13 protein-coding genes are annotated in these 18,882 nt (G+C 67.1%); 8 read left to right on the top strand and 5 right to left on the bottom strand.

The annotated features are described in order from the left end of the window. From FHU38_RS14520 to atzF, 3 genes are read left to right on the top strand one after another with little or no spacing between them, the layout of a single operon-like run. Positions 1-708 (top strand): GntR family transcriptional regulator, encoded by a 708-nt coding sequence (locus FHU38_RS14520; protein WP_167171543.1) that lies wholly within the window; start codon positions 1-3, stop codon positions 706-708. Positions 709-734: 26 nt separating this feature from the next. Next, positions 735-4,343 (top strand): urea carboxylase, encoded by a 3,609-nt coding sequence (uca, locus tag FHU38_RS14515; protein WP_167171540.1) that lies wholly within the window; start codon positions 735-737, stop codon positions 4,341-4,343. Further along, positions 4,340-6,064, top strand: a complete 1,725-nt coding sequence (atzF, locus tag FHU38_RS14510) for an allophanate hydrolase (RefSeq protein WP_449314279.1) — start codon at positions 4,340-4,342, stop codon at positions 6,062-6,064. Before uca ends, atzF begins: the two co-directional genes overlap by 4 nt. Before the next feature lie 69 nt (positions 6,065-6,133). On the opposite strand, the gene FHU38_RS14505 is transcribed toward atzF, so the two are convergent. From FHU38_RS14505 to FHU38_RS14495, 3 genes are read right to left on the bottom strand one after another with little or no spacing between them, the layout of a single operon-like run. Further along, complete coding sequence (locus tag FHU38_RS14505; protein WP_167171537.1) at positions 6,134-8,104, bottom strand: hypothetical protein; 1,971 nt, start codon at positions 8,102-8,104, stop codon at positions 6,134-6,136. Beyond that, positions 8,101-9,246: a 5'-methylthioadenosine/S-adenosylhomocysteine nucleosidase family protein gene (locus FHU38_RS14500; protein ID WP_167171535.1), complete on the bottom strand. Its 1,146-nt coding sequence runs from the start codon at positions 9,244-9,246 to the stop codon at positions 8,101-8,103. Before FHU38_RS14500 ends, FHU38_RS14505 begins: the two co-directional genes overlap by 4 nt. Continuing rightward, entirely contained in the window at positions 9,219-9,968 is a 750-nt protein-coding gene (locus FHU38_RS14495) for an NUDIX hydrolase (RefSeq protein ID WP_167171532.1), read from the bottom strand. The genes FHU38_RS14500 and FHU38_RS14495 overlap by 28 nt, the downstream gene beginning before the upstream one ends. Positions 9,969-10,160: 192 nt before the next feature. On the opposite strand from FHU38_RS14495, the gene FHU38_RS14490 reads away from it, so the two are divergent. The 4 genes from FHU38_RS14490 (at position 10,161) to FHU38_RS14475 (ending at position 16,336) form a co-directional block, all read left to right on the top strand. Further along, on the top strand, positions 10,161-11,672 hold the full coding sequence (locus FHU38_RS14490; protein WP_449314278.1) for a class I adenylate-forming enzyme family protein: 1,512 nt from the start codon (positions 10,161-10,163) through the stop codon (positions 11,670-11,672). A 76-nt stretch (positions 11,673-11,748) separates the two neighbouring features. Continuing rightward, the gene (locus FHU38_RS14485; RefSeq protein WP_167171529.1) at positions 11,749-13,587 is read left to right on the top strand and encodes a DUF3556 domain-containing protein; all 1,839 of its coding nucleotides are present in this window, start codon (positions 11,749-11,751) and stop codon (positions 13,585-13,587) included. Then, entirely contained in the window at positions 13,584-15,017 is a 1,434-nt protein-coding gene (locus tag FHU38_RS14480; RefSeq protein ID WP_167171526.1) for a phytoene desaturase family protein, read from the top strand. Before FHU38_RS14485 ends, FHU38_RS14480 begins: the two co-directional genes overlap by 4 nt. After that, complete coding sequence (locus tag FHU38_RS14475) at positions 15,014-16,336, top strand: PucR family transcriptional regulator (RefSeq protein ID WP_313886779.1); 1,323 nt, start codon at positions 15,014-15,016, stop codon at positions 16,334-16,336. The genes FHU38_RS14480 and FHU38_RS14475 overlap by 4 nt, the downstream gene beginning before the upstream one ends. Before the next feature lie 54 nt (positions 16,337-16,390). Here FHU38_RS14475 and FHU38_RS14470 read toward each other — a convergent pair whose 3' ends face one another. Then, positions 16,391-16,954, bottom strand: a complete 564-nt coding sequence (locus FHU38_RS14470; RefSeq protein ID WP_167171520.1) for a hypothetical protein — start codon at positions 16,952-16,954, stop codon at positions 16,391-16,393. A 293-nt stretch (positions 16,955-17,247) separates the two neighbouring features. Here FHU38_RS14470 and FHU38_RS14465 point away from each other — a divergent pair, with 293 nt between their 5' ends. Next, a complete protein-coding gene (locus FHU38_RS14465) occupies positions 17,248-17,802 on the top strand; it encodes an MBL fold metallo-hydrolase (protein ID WP_313886778.1) in 555 nt (184 codons plus the stop codon). A gap of 34 nt (positions 17,803-17,836) precedes the next feature. Here FHU38_RS14465 and FHU38_RS14460 read toward each other — a convergent pair whose 3' ends face one another. After that, positions 17,837-18,589, bottom strand: a complete 753-nt coding sequence (locus FHU38_RS14460) for an NPP1 family protein (protein ID WP_167171515.1) — start codon at positions 18,587-18,589, stop codon at positions 17,837-17,839. Positions 18,590-18,882: the final 293 nt, after the last annotated feature.

Raw genomic sequence — 18,882 nt, 5'->3', positions numbered from 1 at the left:
ATGGCAGTGAAGCAACCGCACCCCGACCGCGCGCGGCCGGTGGGTGAGCGCGTTTACCGAGCCCTGCGAGCCGACCTGATGAGCGGTGCGTTCCCGCCGTCGGATCGGCTCGGCGAGGGCAAGCTCGCGGCCCGCTACGAGGCGTCTCGCACCCCGATCCGTGAGGCGCTCGCCCGGCTGGTCGCCGACGGCTTGGTGGAGCGCGGCGAGAGCGGGCTCTACCCGTACCGGCCGAAGTTCAGTGACCTCAACGACCTGTACGAACTCAGGTTCACCCTCGAACTACGCGGCTTCGAACGGTTGGCCCCGGCGCAGGCACGCCACGACCCGGACCTGCTCGGACCCGAACTCGACCACTGGCACGCACTACAGCGGAACCCGCCGCTACCGGACGCCGGATTCGTCGACAGGGACGAGCAGTTCCACGTCACCCTGCTGGCGGCGTCCGGCAACATGGCCTTCGTCGAGGCGCTGCACGCGGTGAACGCGCGCATCCGGCCGGTTCGCATGTACGACTACCTCACGCCGGACCGCATGGCCGCCACCATCACCGAACACATCACCATCCTCGAACTCGCGCTCGACCGGCGGCTCGAGGAGGCGCAGGCCGCGCTGCGCGGCCATATCGACGCATCGCGCGCCGTCGTCGTCGCCAGAGCCGAGCAGGCGATCTCCATGGCACGCATGGCGTCGGCTCTTCAGCCGTGACGAACCGCGAACCAGAGGAGGGGCAGATGTTCGATCGAATCCTTGTCGCCAACCGGGGCGAGATCGCCTGCCGGGTCATCGCCACCGCCAGGCGGATGGGCATCGAGACCGTGGCGGTGTACTCCACGGCGGATCGCACGTCGGCGCACGTCAGGATGGCCGACGACGCCGTGCTGATCGGAGAGGCCGAAGTGGCGCGAAGCTACCTCGACTCCGATGCCGTGTTGCGGGCGGCCGTTTCGAGTGGTGCGCAGGCGATCCATCCTGGTTACGGCTTTCTCTCCGAGGATTCCGCCTTCGCGCGAGCCACCGCCGATGCGGGTCTGACGTTCATCGGGCCTACACCGCGTCAGCTGGAGACCTTCGGCGACAAGGCGAAGGCCAGGGAGGCCGCCGCGCGTGCGGGTGTGCCCATGTTGCCGGGATCAGGGTTACTGTCTGATGTGGACCACGCACTGGCCGAGGCGGAGCGGATCGGCTTCCCCGTGATCATGAAGGCCTCCGGTGGCGGCGGCGGGATCGGCATGCGGGTCGTTCGCGGTCCCGTCGAGTTGCGTGCGGCGTTCGACTCCGTGCGGCGACTGGCAGCTGAGCACTTCGGCAACCCGGCCGTGTTCTGCGAACGCTACGTAGATCAGGCCCGCCACATCGAGGTGCAGGTGGTTGGCGACGGCGAGGGCCGCGTCGTCAGCCTCGGTGACCGCGACTGCTCGCTGCAACGGCGCAACCAGAAAGTCGTGGAGGAGGCACCCGCCCCCGCACTCCCGGCCACGGTCCGCGATCGGTTGCATCGCAGCGCGCGGGCGCTGGCCGAGTCCATGAACTACGCCTCGGTGGGGACCGTCGAGTTCGTCTACGACGCGCGCCGGGAGCGGGCCTCGTTCCTGGAGATGAACACCCGGTTGCAGGTGGAGCACGGCGTCACCGAACTCGTCACAGACGTGGACCTCGTCGAGTGGATGATCCGTATCGCGGCGGGTGACACCGCGGTGCTGGACGGCGTGCCACCCGAGGGACCCGCCTTAACCGGTCATGCCATCCAGGCACGGGTATACGCCGAGGACCCGGTGCGCGACCACCTACCCAGCGCGGGCACGCTCAGCCATGTTCGGCTGCCCGACGTTCCCGGTGTGCGGGTCGACACCTGGATCGCCGAGGGGCAGGACGTCCCCCCGCACTACGATCCGTTGCTGGCCAAGGTGATGGCGCACGGTGCCGACCGCGAGGAGGCGATCAGCCGCCTGGCAGGCGCGCTCGCCCGAACCCGCATCACCGGCGTACACACCAACCTCGGACAGTTGCTGGCGGCATGTGACGACCCGGCGTTGCGGTCGGCCACCCACACCACGGCGACCCTGCCAGGGGTCGCGGATACTTCCCCGCGCATCGACGTGATCGAGCCCGGAACGCTGACCACGGTGCAGGACTGGCCGGGTCGGCTCGGGTTCTGGGAGGTTGGCGTGCCGCCGTCCGGCCCGATGGACGACCTGTCGTTTCGGCTGGGCAACCTGGCGCTCGGCAACCCGGAGGGCGCCCCCGGGTTGGAGTGCACCCTGACCGGCCCGACGCTGCGGTTCGCCGGGGCGACAACCGTGTGCGTGACGGGTGCCGAAGCACCGGTCACCGTGGACGGCAAGCAGGTGGCGCAGTGGGAGCCGGTCGAGGTTCCCGCAGGTGGCCTGCTCACGGTGGGCACGGTGACCGGGGCCGGGGTGCGCGCCTACGTGCTGTTCCGTGGTGGACTGGACGTACCCCGGTACCTCGGCAGCGCGGCCACCTTCCCGCAGGGCGGCATCGGCGGCTACACCGGCCGCGAACTACGCGCCGGCGACACGATACTGCCGGGTGTGGTGCGCGACGACGCAGCGGACCCGAGGCCGGTGCCGGCGCGGGACCGGCCCCGGCTGACGCACGACTGGACGCTGGCGGTGCTGCCGGGGCCACAACCCGCGCCGGACTACTTCACTGTCGACGACATGGCTGCGATCTACGCGGCCACCTGGACGGTGCAGGTGCACGCGGGTCGTCCAGGTGTGCGGCTGTCCGGGCCGCGCCCGAGGTGGGCACGCGACAACGGCGGTGAGGCGGGGCTGCACCCCTCGAACCTGCACGACAATGCCTACTCGGTCGGCACGGTGAACTTCACCGGCGACACCCCGGCGCTGCTGGGGCCGGACGGTCCCAGCCTCGGCGGCTTCGCCTGCCCGATGACCGTGGTGAGCGGAGACAGGTGGAAGCTCGGTCAGCTGCGTCCTGACGATCGGCTGCGATTCCACCCCGTGACGGAGGAAGCCGCCGATGCCGTACGCGTCCCGCGCGCGGTGAACCTCCCTGCCGCGCGCACCGACGCGGCCGCCGACACCGGGGTAGTGCTGAGCATCGACCAGGACGACGGCAGGCCCGCGGTGGTTTACCGGCGGGCGGGCGACGACGCGGTGCTCGTCGAGTACGGCCCGATGACGCTCGACCTCGGCCTGCGGATGCGTATCCACGCGCTCGCGACCGCGCTGCACGCCCGCGACGAGCGGGGAATCATCGACGTCACACCAGGCGTGCGTTCGCTGCACATCCACACCGACCCGGACGTGCTGGGCGTGCGAGCGCTCACGGGACTGCTCGCCGAGATCGAGGGCACCCTGCCCTCGGTGGACGACATGGTCGTGCCCAGTCGCGAACTGCGCCTGCCGCTTTCCTGGGACGACCCGTCGGTGGCGGAGGCGATCGAGCGCTACACGACGAACGTGCGCGACGACGCGCTCTACAACCCGTCCAACATCGAGTTCATCCGGCGAATCAACGGGCTTGCCACGATCGAGGACGTGCGCCGGGTCGTCTTCGAGGCCTCCTACCTTGTACTCGGGCTCGGCGACGTTTACCTGGGTGCGCCCGCCGCGGTGCCGATCGACCCCAGGCACCGGCTGGTCACCACCAAGTACAACCCGGCGCGGACCTGGACCGCGGAGGGCACCGTCGGCATCGGTGGTTCGTACCTGTGCGTCTACGGGATGGAAAGCCCCGGCGGCTACCAGCTCATCGGCCGCACCGTGCCGATCTGGTCGGGCGTGCGGCAGTACGGCTCGTTCCAGGAAGGAGTGCCGTGGCTGCTCCGGTTCTTCGATCGCATCGTCTGGGAGCCGGTCAGTCCGGAAGAACTGGCCGATATCCGTGCCGACCTGCGCACCGGCCGCACCACCCTGGACATCAGGGAGGGCACCTTCGACTACGCGGAATACCGCAAGTTGCTGGTCGGCAACGCCGAATCGATCGCCGTGTTCACCCGCGAACAGGCCGAGGCATTCGAGGCCGAACGAAGGAGGTGGGCGGCGGCAGGTGAGTTCGATCGGGCGGGCGAGACCGTCGGTTTCGACGCGCCCGGCGGCCTCGACATCGCCGACGGCGAGGTCGTCGTGACGGCGCCGATGGCGGCGAGCGTGTGGCGGACGGACGTCGTGGCCGGAAGCCGGGTCACCTCCGGGGAACCGCTGGTAACTCTTGAGGCAATGAAACTGGAGATGCCGGTGACGGCTCCGGTGAGCGGCACCGTTCGCCAGGTACTGGTTGCTCCGGGAGACCAGGTCGCGGGTGGTGCGCCGCTGCTGGTGGTAGCGGAGGCTGACGAGGAACGGGTGGCGTGACAGTGGTGAACACCGAGATGTCCGGCGGGCCGCGGGAGCGGGTCAGGCGCGCGTACGCCCGGATCGAGGAGGTGGACCGTCCTGAGGCGTGGATCCTGCTGCGGCCACTCGACGACGCGCTCGCCGACGCCGCGAAGGTCGAGGCGCGGCTCGAGGCGGGGGAGACGCTGCCGCTCGCGGGAACCGTGTTCGCGATCAAGGACAATATCGACGTCGCCGGTATGCCGACCACGGCGGCCTGTCCCGCCTACGGTTACCGCGCCGAGCGCACCGCGACGGCCGTGCGGCGGCTGCTGGACGCCGGTGCCGTGCTGCTCGGCAAGACCAACCTCGACCAGTTCGCCACCGGGTTGGTCGGCACTCGTAGCCCCCACGGTGCGGTGCGCAACGCGTGGCACGAGGAACTGATCTCCGGCGGGTCGAGTTCCGGGTCGGCGGTCGTGGTGGCGCTGGACATCGCCGACTTCGCACTCGGCACCGACACCGCGGGGTCAGGGCGGGTGCCCGCCGCGTTGAACGGCATCGTCGGTGTCAAGGCGACGCTGGGTGTGGTCCCGGTCGACGGGGTGGTTCCCGCGTGCCCCTCGTACGACTGTGTCACCGCCTTCGCCCCGACGATCGCGGCAGCGGCGACGGTGGTCCGGACCATGGCAGGCGTTTCGGCGGCGGACCCGGCGTCGCGGGCATGGCCGAGCACGGTGCGGCTTTCCGCGCCCCCGGTGTCCCGCATCGCCGTCCCGCGGGAAGCGGAACTCGCGCCGCTGTCCGAACAGGCGAGAGCCCGCTTCCTCGCCACGGTGGCGCGGTTGCGTGAGCGTGGCGCCGAAATCGCGGAGCTGGATGTCCGGCCGTTGCTGGATGTGGCGAAGCTGCTCTACGACGGTGCGCTCGTCGCCGAGCGGTACGCCGCGTTCGGCGAGTTCGTCGAGCAGCACCCCACGGCCGTCGATCCGTCCGTAGCCACGATCGCCCTCGGCGCGAAGGGCGTCGACGGCGCCGCGCTGGTGCACGACCAGCAGCGGCTGCGGCGGGTCCGGGGCCAGACCAGGACGACGCTCACCGACTTCGACGCGTTGCTGCTCCCGACCGCGCCAACCCACCCGAGCATCGACGCGGTGCGAGCCGATCCGCTCGGGCTGAACTCGTTCCTGGGTACCTACACCAACTTCGTGAACCTGCTCGACATGGCGGCGGTTGCGGTGCCCGCCGGATCGGCAGACGGTGGGCTGTTCGGAGTCAGCGTGATCGTGCGAGACTTCGACGACCAGGTGGCGCTCGACATCGCGTCGCGACTGGTCGAACCGGAGCTCGTGGGCGACGTTCCCGTACTGCCCACGCCGGGTGTCGAGCTGGCGGTGTTCGGCGCGCACATGTCCGGCGAGCCGTTGAACCCGCAGCTCGTCGGCCTCGGCGCCCGATACGTCGGGCCGTGTGCGACGGCGCCGCGCTACCGCATGTACGCGCTGCCGACGTCGCCACCCAAACCCGGCGTGGTACGGGTCGGTGAGGGCGAAGGTGTCGCGCTCACCGGCGAGTTGTGGCTGCTGCCGCCCGCTGGGCTGGGGACCTTCCTCGCCGAGCTGCCCGCACCGATGACGCTGGGAAAGGTGCAACTGGGCGACGGTAGCTGGGTGGTCGGCTTCGGCTGCGCGGACATCGCAGGCGAGGACATCTCCCACCACGGCGGGTGGCGTTCCTACCTTGCTCATGGACGTGGCTGAGTTCGGTAATCGCGGGCCGGGCGTGACGACCGTTCCACGTGACTGGCACATCGGCTGTGCGCAGCGACGTCAGGCGGCGTCTGACCCGGGGGCACGATTGTCCGATTGGTCACGGGAGATCCAGCCTTTGCCTTCCGCCGCGATGCCTTCCAGGATGTGCAGTGTGTGATCGAATCCTGCGGCGTCGAGGTTGATCGCGGCGAACATATGAGGGTCTGCTTCGGACTCGGCATATGGTACGTCCAGGCCGGTGACCTCGATCTCGTGGCTTGGCCCATTCATCAAGGTAAGTCTCAGTTCGTAGCTGTAATCGTCGGTCTTCGCCACGTAGACCGACGAGACAGCGTCGAAACGATAGTTATTTCGAGCCTGAATTTCGAATTCGGCTCTGCTGAAATCTAGTTTGGCAATGAGCTCCCGAACTCCTTCCTGGGTGATCAGGAACAGTCGGACGTCATACTTGGTGTATCGCCAGAGCCCATGCGTGGCACGTGCCCTCTGGCAACCCCGCGATGGGGTGAGTAGAACGGCATGGGCGAGAACATCGCGCCATGCCAGGCGGTAGTGTTCCAAAGCTTGGTTGAGCAACAATGTCACGTCGCAGCTCAACCAGGTTTCCATTTTGTACTCCGACGGGCGGGTGGAACGCAGCTTCTCCCTCCACCGTTCGAAGGCCAACCTCCGTTCATGCCGCTCTTGCTCGTATTCCTGCTCTTCTTCGCGCAGGCGTCGTCGTTCACCGACGATGTCAAGCCAGCGTGTTGCGGACTTGACGGCGGCAAAGCCGAAGATCACCGTGGCGAAGGCCGACGGTAGTGGCGCGGTTCGCACCGCCGTGGCGATTACGAGAAGAGTCGAAGCGGCGAAGATCGCACCCGATGCTGAGCACCAAAGCTTTGTGGTCCCTGCGATTCGATGATCCTCGCGATACTGCCACAGTACGCCGTTCTCCCAGCGTTTTCTGACTTTGCCGACGAGGTGCCGGATCAACCAGTTCACCCGACCCACGGCTATCCGCTGCTCACGGTACAATTCCGCGATCTCGTCACGGAGATTCCGTCTGATCCCGACCGTCTGTTGGAGCCAATCCTCACGGGATGTACCGTGGGGAACATATTTGCTGAAGTAGTAATCAAAACTCCTGTCGACCCCGTTCGCGAACCCGCCTTCGGGGGCCTGATTTGTGCCGTACCGCCCGAGGTACTGCTGGTCTTTGGTCCGCAGCCGCTGGCTGTGGTAATACCATTCGAGTCCGGTTATGGCCGCTGCGCATCCGGCCGCCAGTGCGAGCGGAACAGCAAACCCGAGCAGCAGCGTGGCGGGGGATAATGCGATCCAGTCGAGGTACCCGATGCTGACCGTCGCGAGCAGGGCGTATCCGGTGGCCAAGGCCCTGTCGCGGAACGTGGTGCGGTCCGCAGCGGGTTCGCGTGCGCGCGGGGGGATCGGTTTCGGCTCGAAGTAGGCCCAGACACTGCCAAGTCGATCATTGCTTTCCCTGTCTTCTTCAGCAGCCTGTCGAGTTTCTTCCCACAAGTTGTCCTTCGCGCTGCCGGTGAGGACGTGTTCGAGATGGCGAATGATCCGCTGGCGTTGGGTGTCCCCCAGCATTCGCAACCGTCGGAGCGCGGACTTGGGGTTGCGTGATCGCTCACGTTGACAGGCCAGCAGCTCGTAGACCACGTCTAACGATCGCTTCCACTCGTCGTTGTCCAGCGTATCCAGGATTTCCTCGGTGCGTGCGAGCTGTTGACGGTCGGTGGGGGAGAGGTCTCGGTACGCACGTTTACTCAGCAAGGCCAGTACCAGGTGAAAGCGTACGTCACCGCCGTCATGTCCGTCGGTGATCGCATCGGTGATGAGTTCGCGGGCCTGAGCGGGGATTCCGTCCTCCAGGTGCTGGACCGCGACCTCGTATCGCTTCCGTGGTGAGTCGCCTTCCTGTACGATGTAGACAGTCGAATCGTATACGTCTCCGTTGGCCTGAATGCCGGTGATGCCGTCGGCGACATTGATCCTGTTGCTGGACTCCTCGTTCATTGCAGTCCCTTAACCGCGGCTAGTATCGTCGCGATTTTCGTTGTCAGTTCGGCTGCATCTGCGAGCAGTCCGCGCAGGCGCTTGAGTGCCAGGACAAACGTGCTCTTGTTGTCCGGCGTTTCCGCGGCAATCGCCTCACGCGCGGTGTCGAGCTCTGTTCGTGCGGCCGCGTAGGTGTCCTCGTCCAGCTTGCCGGTCGACCGTTCGAGATCCAACCGGTCGCGCAGCGCCGCCAAATCGGCAACCAGGTCGATGGACGGTGAGTCGTGCTGGTGGCCAGTGATCCAGACATTGCTGCCACTGACGTTCCCACCGGCCTGAATGCCCACCGTACCCGCTGCGGATACTCTGACGCCGTAATCAGATTCGTCGGACTGCTTCATGTTGGCCTTCCCCTGGTCGTTGAGTAGTTCGGTGACGAGGCCAATCGCGAACGCGGCGGCGTTGTCCGCTGCTCGTGGCTGCCAGTTCCGGTCGTCATCGGTGTTCTTGGTGCCGTCGGCACGATCACTGATCCCTCGCACAATGGCGACGGCTGATCCGCTAAGATGTCCTGCCTGTGCGACGCCCGCACCTTCCATCTCGATCGCCAGCGCGTCGTTGTAGTGATTGCGAATCCACACGGCCTCGCGTGACACCCGTGAGTTCTGAACGATCTCCCCAGCGGCGATTGAGCCGAAATGGACCTTCGCTGAAGTGCGTTGCCGTGGTTTGTGGTCGGACCATTCACTCTTGCGGGCAAGATGGGCGGCGAGTTGGATGAGGCCGTGATCCGTCTCCCACACTCGCGGACGTGCCTTCAGCCCGTCGTTTTCGCTGGTGCCGCCGTGGTAGGCGTAGACGTGTGTGGCCATCACGACGTCACCAAGCGGTGGTGTGTCCCACAGCGCGCCTGCTACGCCGACGAAGAGTAGGGCCGCCGGTGAGAACTCCTGTACCGCCCGCTCCGCGAGGACACCGGCTGCTGGATTGCCCTTGCCGGTAAGGGCGAGCGCCAGGCGGCCCGCCACACCAGGTAGCTCGCCGATCTCGTAGCGCGTGCCGTGTCTGTGCCGGTAGACATTCGGATTGTGTAGCCGCCGCCTGACGGCGTCGTACTCCAGGTTGAGTGCGGTTAGTATGACGACGAGGTCGCGTGCCATCTTTCCCCCTCACTTTCCCGTCCAGGCCTAATGATTGGTGGATGCAGCACGGTTCGTGGCCCGGAGCGGAACAGCCGGGCAGGTCGACCTTTCGTGGTTCTGCGGAAGGAATCGGCGGGCTCGATGAACCCGGGAACGCTTCGGACCTTCCGATAGAAGTTCCGAGGATCGAGCTGCACATCCCACACGGCCTCGTATACCCGCTGTAGCTCTGAAATTGTGAAGGTTTCGGCGCAGAACGCGGTCGCGAGTGCCGAGTTCTCCAATTTCGTCCTTGCGCGTTCGACGCCGTCCAAAACGATCTGACAGTGATCAAATGCGAGTGCTGGGCGGCTGGAGAGTGCGTCGTGTACGGGCATCCACTCGGCGGCCGCCGCGTCAGTGCCCGCCACCGGCTCGGGCAGCCGGGGAGCGATGGCGAGGTAGGCGACCGAGATTATTCGTCCGCGGGGATCGCGGCCGGGTTGTCCGTAGGCGCCGAGCTGCTCCAGGTGCAGTCGGGTGCCGTCGAGATTCGCTTCTTCCCGGAGTTCACGGTGGGCCGCGCCGAGAAGGTCCTCCTCTGGATTGTTGAGGAATCCGCCAGGCAGAGCCCACATTCCCCGGTACGGCTCAATGCCCCGCTCGACGAGCAAAACCTGCAGTTTCGTCTGCCGAAGCGTCAGGATCACGAGGTCGACCGCGACTAAGACGGCTGGCGGTGACCACGACTCTCCAGGCATGGCCTCAACCCTATCTTCTTGTCACCATGACAAAAATAGGCTTTCCGAGTGGTTCGTTCGCCCGTGTTGTCACGTCCTCACTCGGTGCTGAGAGTTGTGCATGATGCACAACTGGTCGCGGCAAGTTCGTCGCGCCGGGACGTAGGAAGGTCCTCGGCGGGCTGCGTAATGTCTGGTGCCACGTTGTTTGTGATGCAGAACACAGGCAGCGTGGCGCTGGAGGTGGCAATGGAGCTGCGATACCTGCCGTGGAACCCAACGAGCCCGGTGCGTCAGCGCTGGACGAACGTGGGCCTTCGCGACGACAGGGTGGAACTGACCTACCGGCAGTTCGATGCCTGGGTGGAGGCGTTCGCCGAACAGCTCGCGGAGAACGGCTTCGGCCGTGGGCAGGTGCTGGCGATCGTGTTGCCCAACCGGGTCGAATTGCTGGTCGCGATGTTCGCCGCCTGGCGGCTGGGCGGGGCGGTGACGCCGGTCAATCCCGCGTTCACCGAGACCGAGGCGAACTACCAGATCGCCGATTCCGGAGCCTCACTCGTCGTCACGCTCGGGCCGGGCGTCTCCGTCGCGGGCAGGCCGGCCATCCACGTCGACGACATGCGAACCAACCGCCTACGAGAAGCGCAGCCGCCCGCGGCGGTCTCCGGTGACGACCTCGCCCTGCTGATCTACACCAGCGGTTCCACCGGCAAGCCGAAGGGGGTGCTGCTCGACCACCGGCACGCCGAGGTCATGTCCGCGACGATGGCGCGGCACCTGCGGCTGACCGAGAATGACCACTGCCTGCTGATCCTGCCGCTGTTCCACGTCAACGCGATCATGGTGAGTGTGCTGGCTCCACTGCGTTGTGGTGGCGAGGTCAGCATCGTCGGGCAGTTCTCCGCGGGCAAGTTCTTCGATCAGGTGGAGCGGTTGCGCCCGACGTACTTCTCCGCGGTGCCAACCATCTACGCCGTGCTCGCCGCCCTTCCCGAGAGCGTGCGGCCCGACGTGTCCTCACTGCGGTTCGTCATCTGCGGGGCCGCGCCGGTCTCGCGTGAGTTGCTCGTCCGGCTGCGGGAGCGGTACGGCTTCGAGGTCGTCGAGGGCTACGGACTGACCGAGGGCACCTGTGCCTCGGCGTGCAACCCGGTCGACGGCGTTCGCAAGATCGGCACTGTCGGTCCGGCGTTACCGGGCCAGGAGATTCGCATCATGGGTCCCGACGGCTCGTTCCTGCCCCCCGGCGAGGACGGCGAGGTTGTCATAGCCGGACCCACCGTGATGCGCGGCTACCTGAACCGGCCCGAAGCCACCGCCGAGACCATTGTGGACGGCTGGTTGCACACGGGCGACATCGGCAGGCTCGACGACGACGGCTACCTGACCATCGTCGACCGGCTGAAGGACATGATCATTCGGGGTGGCGAGAACATCTACCCCAAGGAGATCGAGGCCGTTCTCGCGACCGTGGAGGACGTGCTCGAGTCAGCGGTCGTCGGACGCCCCGACGACATCTACGGCGAGATCCCGGTCGCCTACGTCAGCGTGTACCCCGGTTCGACGATCACCGAGGACCAGCTTCTTGACCACTGTCGACGGCACCTGACCAGGGCCAAGCTGCCCGAGCGCGTCTACATCGTCGACGCCCTGCCGAAGAACCCGGTCGGCAAGATCGACAAGCCCGCCCTCCGCCGAAACCTCAGTACCCAGGCGGCCTGAACCGCTGAATCCCTCACGTCCTGCGCGAGCTCTCTCGCGCAGCAGTACCCCCTGCCCGCGAACGAAGGAGAGCACCGTGGGATTCAAGACCCCAGATATGCCGCCGGTGGACCCGGCGAAGTTCGAATCCATGCCGGTCATGGAGCGGATGCGGATGCTTGCCGTGCACTGGACGGAGTACGGTTTCGGCGGTCCGAAGCAGATGCACATGCTCTACCTCATCAAGACCGTCCTTTTCGTCGTCGGCGGTTGGCTCGTCGTCGGCCTGACCACACCCGGACTCAGCCTCACCGATCTCGGTGCGTGGTGGGGCGAGCTGATCGTCTACCAGAAGCTCATGGTGTGGACGGTGCTGTGGGAAATCACCGGGCATGCCGCGTCCTGGGGGCCGCTGGCCTTCAAGTTCGGCCCGATGATCGGTGGCTGGCGCTACTGGGCCAGGCCAGGCACGCTGCGGTTACCTCCGTACCCTGGCAAGGTCCCCGGCACGGCAGGTGACCGGCGCAGCGCGTTCGACGTCGGGCTGTACCTGCTGATCGTGGCCAACCTGCTGTTCCTGCTGCTGTCTCCTGGCGTGCGGAACGCGGCGGCCTACACCGACATCGGCCTGCTGCCGGGCTGGGCACTGGTGAGCTACGTAGCGCTCCTACTGGTCATGGGGCTGCGCGACAGGGTGGTGTTCTTGGCCTCACGTCCGGAACAGTACGCCGTGTGTCTGCTCGCCTTCGGCGTGCTGGCCAGCCACGTCGACATGGTGCTCGTCGCCAAGATCGCCATGGTCGTCATCTGGCTCGGCGCGGGCGTGTCCAAGTTCGGGCATCACTTCAGCCTGGTGGTGCAGGCGATGATGAGCAACACGCCATGGCTGCGGTCGAAGCGGTTCAAGCGTGCGCTCTACCGGGATGTGCCGACCGATCTGCGTCCCTCGAAGATGGCGCTGGGCTGGGCACATCTGGGGGGCACCGTGGTGGAGTTGTGCCTGCCGCTGGTGCTGCTGTTCTCGACGAACGCGACCGTCACCTGGCTGGCTATCGCGGGCATGGTGCTGTTCCACCTCTTCATCTACTCGACCTTCCCGCTCGCGGTACCGCTGGAATGGAACATCCTCTTCATCTTCGTGGTGCCGTTCCTGTTCGGCGGGTTCTTCGCGGGCAACGGGTACAGCGTCGCCGACTTCAGCAGTGCCTGGATTCTCGCGGCTGCGCTGGTGCTCTGCCTGACCGGCCCGATCCTGGGCAACCTCATGCCGGAGTGGGTGTCGTTCTTGATCTCCATGCGGCAGTACGCGGGCAACTGGGCATCGGGGACGATGGCGTTTCGGATGAACGACGCCGAGGACAAGCTCGACACCGGGCTGGTCAAGTCGATGAAAACCCAGCGGCAGCAGTTGCTCAGCCTCTACGGCTCCGACGTGGCGGAGATCTTCCTGCAGAAGTGTGTGGCCTTCCGCAGCATGCACAGCCACGGCCGGATGCACCTGTCACTGTTGCAGCGACACCTCGACAAACTCGAGAACTACCGGCTGCGGGAGGGCGAGGTCGTCTGCACCGTGCTCGTCGGCTGGCAGTTCGGCGACGGGCACCTCTTCGACGAGCGCACGATCGCGTCGGTGCAGCAGCGGTGTGGCTTCGAGCCCGGCGAGTTCGTGATGGCATGGACCGAATCGCAGCCGATCCACAAGAAGACCGTGCGCTACCTGGTCGTCGATGCCGCACTCGGTGTCGTCGAGCGGGGCTACTACGACGTGCGCGACGCGGTGGCCGAGCAGCCGTGGATTCCCAATGGTCCGGTTCCGCATCAGGTGACGTGGCGCCTTCCCGGTTACGAACCCGCTGGTGATTTCGTCCACCCCGCGCCGCGACCCGCCGATTCCGCGCGGCACCGCGACCCGGCGAGTGGAACAGTCGGTTCATGACCAAAGCTGTGGTGGTCGGCAGCGGGCCCAACGGGCTCGCTGCCGCCCTCACCCTGGCGGCGGAGGGTGTGGAGGTCGAGGTTCTGGAGGCCGCACCCACCATCGGGGGAGGCACCCGCACCAGCGAACTCACCCTGCCAGGTTTGCTGCACGACGAATGCTCCGGTTTTCACCCGCTCGCCGTCGACACGCCGTTCGCCCGACGATTCGACCTGTCACGGCACGGGTTGCGCTGGCGGTGGCCCGAGGTGCAGTACAGCCACCCGCTCGACGGTGGCGGTGGCGCGGCGGCGTGGCGGTCGGCGGATGCCACCGCGGCGGCTCTTGGTGCGGACGGGCGCGCATGGCGGCAGGTGTTCGGCTGGTTGACCAGCCGGTTCGACGATATCGCCGAGGACTTCCTTCGACCGATGCTGCACGTACCGGCCCATCCGGTGAAGCTGGCTCGGTTCGGCGCGCTGGCCACGCTGCCCGCCGCTGCGCTGGCCAGGAGGTGGTCGACTCCGCAGGGCCGGGCGCTGTTCGCGGGCGTGGCCGCTCACGCGCTGCGCCCGTTCGCCTCACCGATGTCGTCGGCGATCGGCGTCGCGCTAGGGACAGCGGCTCACCGCTACGGCTGGCCCGTGGCCGAGGGCGGGTCGGCCGCGATCGCGCGGGCGCTGGCGGGGCTGCTCGCCGAACACGGCGGCAAGGTGCGGACCGGAATCACCGTGACATCGCTGGACGAGCTCAGCTCCGCGGACGTGGTCATGCTGGACGTGGCCCCTTCCTCGGCCGCGCGCATCGTCGGCGACCGGATGCCGTCGCGCGTTCGCCGTGCCCTCACCCGGTACCGCCACGGACCAGGGGTGTGCAAGGTCGAGTTCGCGGTGCGGGAAGGCGTGCCCTGGCAGCACGAGGAGTCCCGCCGTGCGGGCACGGTGCACGTGGGCGGGTCGCTCGCCGAGATCGCGGCGGCCGAGCGCGAGGTGCACCGTGGCCGGATGCCGCCGAGGCCGTTCGTTCTTGTCGGCCAGCAGTACCTCGCCGACCCGTCGCGGGCAGCGGGAGGCGTGGCGCCGGTGTATGCCTACGCCCACGTGCCCCAGGGCTGGACAGGGGATGCCACCGCGGCGATCGAGCGGCAGATCGAGCGGTTCGCCCCAGGGTTTCGGGACCGCGTTCTCGCCCGCCACGTCCGGTCGGCGCGGCAACTGGAGGAGTACAACCCGAACTATCTCGGTGGCGACGTGGTCACCGGCGCCAACGACGCCCTCCAGCTGGTGTTTCGACCGAGGGTGGCGCTCGACCCCTACCGCCTTGGCGTGCCCGGCGTCTATCTTTGTTCGGCGGCCACCCCACCCGGTGCGGGAGCGCACGGCATGTGTGGCTACAACGCGGCGCGGTCGGCGCTGCGGGAGCTTCGTGGGAAGGGTGCGGGGTGCTCGTGACCGAACCCTTGAAACGACGCCTGGTTTCCGACGACGCTCCGGAGGCCGGGCAGATCCGCGCTCTCGTGGTGTGTGTCGCCGAGCGCCTGCAGGCGCGCCACACCGAGCTCAGCGACAGCGTGAACTCCGCGATCGAGCACGCCGTCGCGGATCTGGACACCCCGGAACTGGCCGAGATGCTGCATGCCAGCGTCGAGGGCAACGTCACCACGATCCTGCACATGTTGCGCAACGACATCCCGATCGAGCATGTGCAGCCCGCCACCGCCGCGACCGAGTACGCCGTCCGGCTGGCTCGGGCGAGCGTACCCGCTGGACCGCTGCGCCGCGCGTACCACATCGGCTCCGATGATCTGCTGGCCGAGGTGTTCCACGAAATCGAACTCCTGGACTGCTCTTCGGAACTGAAGTTGCGGCTGCTGCACCACCTTGCCGGTTGGTTGCACCGCTACATCGACTGGATCACCAGGGTCGTGCTGGACGCGCACGAGGCGGAGCGGTTGGCGCTGCTGGAACAGAACGCCACCGACGTGTCGCGGCTGGTGCATCGGCTGCTCGACGGAGAGCCGGTCGAGCCCGACCAGTTCGCGACCACGACCGGCTACCGCCTCGAACGGCCGCACGTCGCCACCGTGCTCTGGGACGAGGGAGCGCGACAGGCCGCCGACCAGATCGAGACCCTGCGGTCGCTGGCGAAGCGACTCGCCTGCGCACTGGGCAGCAAGGAGGAGCCGCTGTTCATGCCCATCGACCGCAGCACGGCCTGGGTGTGGTGCCATCCACCGAACGCGGCCTCACCGGTGGGCGCTGCGCGCGTGCACGACGTGCTCTCCGTGGCGCCGTCCGTGCGGGCCGCGATCGGCACCCCGGTCGCCGGTGTGGAAGGCTTCCGCCGGACCCTTGAACAGGCCAACGCCGTGCGTCTCGTCGCCAACGCCAGCAGTGCACCGCACACCCGGGTGGTCTGCTATGGCGACGACGGCATGGCGGTTGTGGCCATGCTGGCCCGAGATCTCGCGGCCACCCGCAGATGGGTCGTCGACACTCTGGGGCTGCTGTCGCTCGATACCGAACCTGCCGACCGGCTGCGGGAGACGTTGCGGACCTTCCTGCGTACCGGCAGTTATGTCGAGACGTCCAAGACGCTGATGTTGCACCGCAACACGGTGAAGTACCGGCTGTCCAAGGCCGAACAGGAGCGGGGTCGCCCGCTGGCCGAGGGGCAACTGGACCTCGAACTCGCGTTGCACGTGTGTCATGTGCTCGGACAGGCGGTGCTGCAGTCGCGCAATCCAGTAGAGAACGGCTTCGCGGGCTGAGCGGCCGAACCGCGCACGACCGGCGAACCCGACGGTCATCCGGTGAGGTGACGGTCAAGCCTTGACCAACGACATGAGCAGCAGCCATGCCACGACCAACGCGGAAAGGACGGCGAACCGCCAGTACCGCGGCAGGGTGGTGGTCGTGACGAACGCGGCCGTGGCATACCCGATCCCGGCACAGCCCGCGAGCGCCACCGGCGGCTCACCGCCCGCGATGCTGGTGAGGCGGTCAGCCATCGACCCGATCGCCCATGCCAGCACCGGTCCGAGCAGCGCCGTCGGGTAGGCAGGCCGGACGCGAAGCAGCCACAGCAGGCCCCAGCCGATCGGCAGGCTCAGGCCCAGCACCAAAGCGGTAGTGAGCAGGAAACTGATCAACGCCCCGCCGACAGCGCTCGCGGCCTCGCACAGCACCCGTGCCGCCTCGCAGTCGCTTCCCACTTGCCTGGGGCTCACCAGGGAGAACGGCAGGTCGGGAAAGCCGAGGAAGAAGCCCCACCAGCCCAGCACGAGACCGGTGCCGGACGCCGCCGCCGCCAGCAGGCGTGACACCAGGCGGGCGAGCGCCACACCACGGGCGGATTCGGCGGAGCTGGCGGCCGGCTTGTCGTCCACTGCGTTCCGGTTCTGACGGTGGGGAAATCGGAACGCGACCCTATCGCGGAAGGCGGCAACGGCGTGAGAGATCGCGAGCCGTTGCCGAACCGGCAGTCCTCGCGGCGCGGCCCCCATGGCCCGCGCTCCTTGACTTCTACTTCGCTTGAGATCTTAGCGTGGTCGGTGTCAGTGCAGTTTGGAGGATGATCGCCATGCGGCGAATTCAGTCTGATCTTTGGGAAACCGGGGCGGAATACCCCGCCCCTGGACTTAGCACCCACGCCTATCTTTGGGCCGCGCCCAGTGGCAACGTGCTGTTCTACAACACGACGCTGGAGCACGAGATCGACGGTATGGCCGAACTGGGCGGTGTCACCCGCCAGTACCTGAGCCATCAGGACGAGATCGCACCATCGCTTCGTGTCATCAGGCAGCGGTACGGCTCTACCCTGCACTGCGGCGCCGCCGAGGCTGATCTGGTGGCGAAGACCTGTCCCGTCGACGGTGCCTTCGACGAGCGTCGCGTGGAGTTGGATGGGTTGGAGGTGCTCCCGACGCCGGGCCACACGCCGGGTAGTACCTGCTTTCTGGCCTCTTCGCGTGACGGCCTGACCTACCTGTTCACCGGAGACACCATCCTGCGCGATGCCGAGGGCAAGTGGTTCGCGGGCTACATTCCCGGCTACAGCGACCGCGACGCGCTTGCGACCAGCCTGTCCGAGCTGGCGAGACTAGCGCCGGACATCGTGATCTCAAGCGGGTTCGTCGGCGATTCGGGCGTGACCGAACTCGGTGAGCGAGCCTGGGCCGACTGTGTGGATGAGGCGCTGCGTTCGTTGCCAGGAGGTCAGGCAAACGCGGGGTGAGGTGCGAACGGTCGGCACAAAGTCGCTGAGCCCCTTACGCGTAAGGGTCGAACGGGATACCCGCAGGCTTGGCTTTGGCCAGGTTGCCCGCGAAGGCGCTGTCGGTGATGGCGAAGCTCGCGGCGCCGAAGTCCGCGCCCATGAGGCGATCGCGGATGCCCGCGGGATAGTTGTCCCAGCTCACCAGGTCCGGGTACTGCCAGGTGCCGTAGTGGTTCTCCGGCACCTCGTCGCCACCGGCGATGCGGAAGCAGTGGGTTCCAGCCCCGTCCTTGTGGTACACGACCTTCGGGTGGCTGCCCTCCCATGCCACGTCGGAGCGCGGGTGGACAACGAAGTCGCCGTGCCGCGACACGGAGACGTACTCGGCGCTGTCGCCGTGCACCCATACCACGACGTGCTCGATGTCGTGCCGGTGACCGCAGCAGTCGATGCCGGGAACGGCCTGATCCTTTTCGAAGTACAGGTCGTAAACGTAGGCACACCAGCCATTGTCGCACTTGGAGCGAGAGTAGGAATTGGTGTTGTCCAAGTCGGACTGATCGCGGCAGTCCCCGTTGAGTGCTCCGGAGTTCTTCAGGCCGCCGTTGAGCGTTCCGTCGGGCCCGATGGCAGGTGTGGGATAGCAGCCGTCACCGTCGTAGTCGAACGCGGGTTGCCACCTGCCGTCGGCGGCGGCGTAGCTCGCGGGCAGCGCGAGCGGTGGTTGCGCCCACGCGGTGGCGGGGAGAACAACGGCGAGCAGGGTCGCGGTGACAACGACAGCCACGGCTCTTCCCACGCGCATCGCTCGGCCTTCCCTCACTTCGGGCGACAACGTGTGGGAAAGTATCGAAAACCGGTCTCCTCCGGTTGCAGACCGATGATCGTAACGGTAAAGAATTGATCACGCGGCCGGCCCGGGTCGGGATCTCGAGGGTGCGAAACGGTGTGGCCGGATCGAGGATGACCAACGTTGCCCGGGGTCCTGCCTGAGGTTCTCCGTCTTCTGCCGTGGCGTCAGGAGCTTCCCACCGCTGTGGTGGGAAGTTGAGCGGCCCCGCTGATACGTGTTCCATCGCTACAGGGTGTGCTTCTCGC

Origin of the sequence: Saccharomonospora amisosensis (assembly GCF_011761185.1) — a bacterium.
Taxonomy (GTDB): Bacteria; Actinomycetota; Actinomycetes; order Mycobacteriales; family Pseudonocardiaceae; genus Saccharomonospora_A; species Saccharomonospora_A amisosensis.
This window is presented reverse-complemented; position numbering and strand designations above follow the sequence as displayed.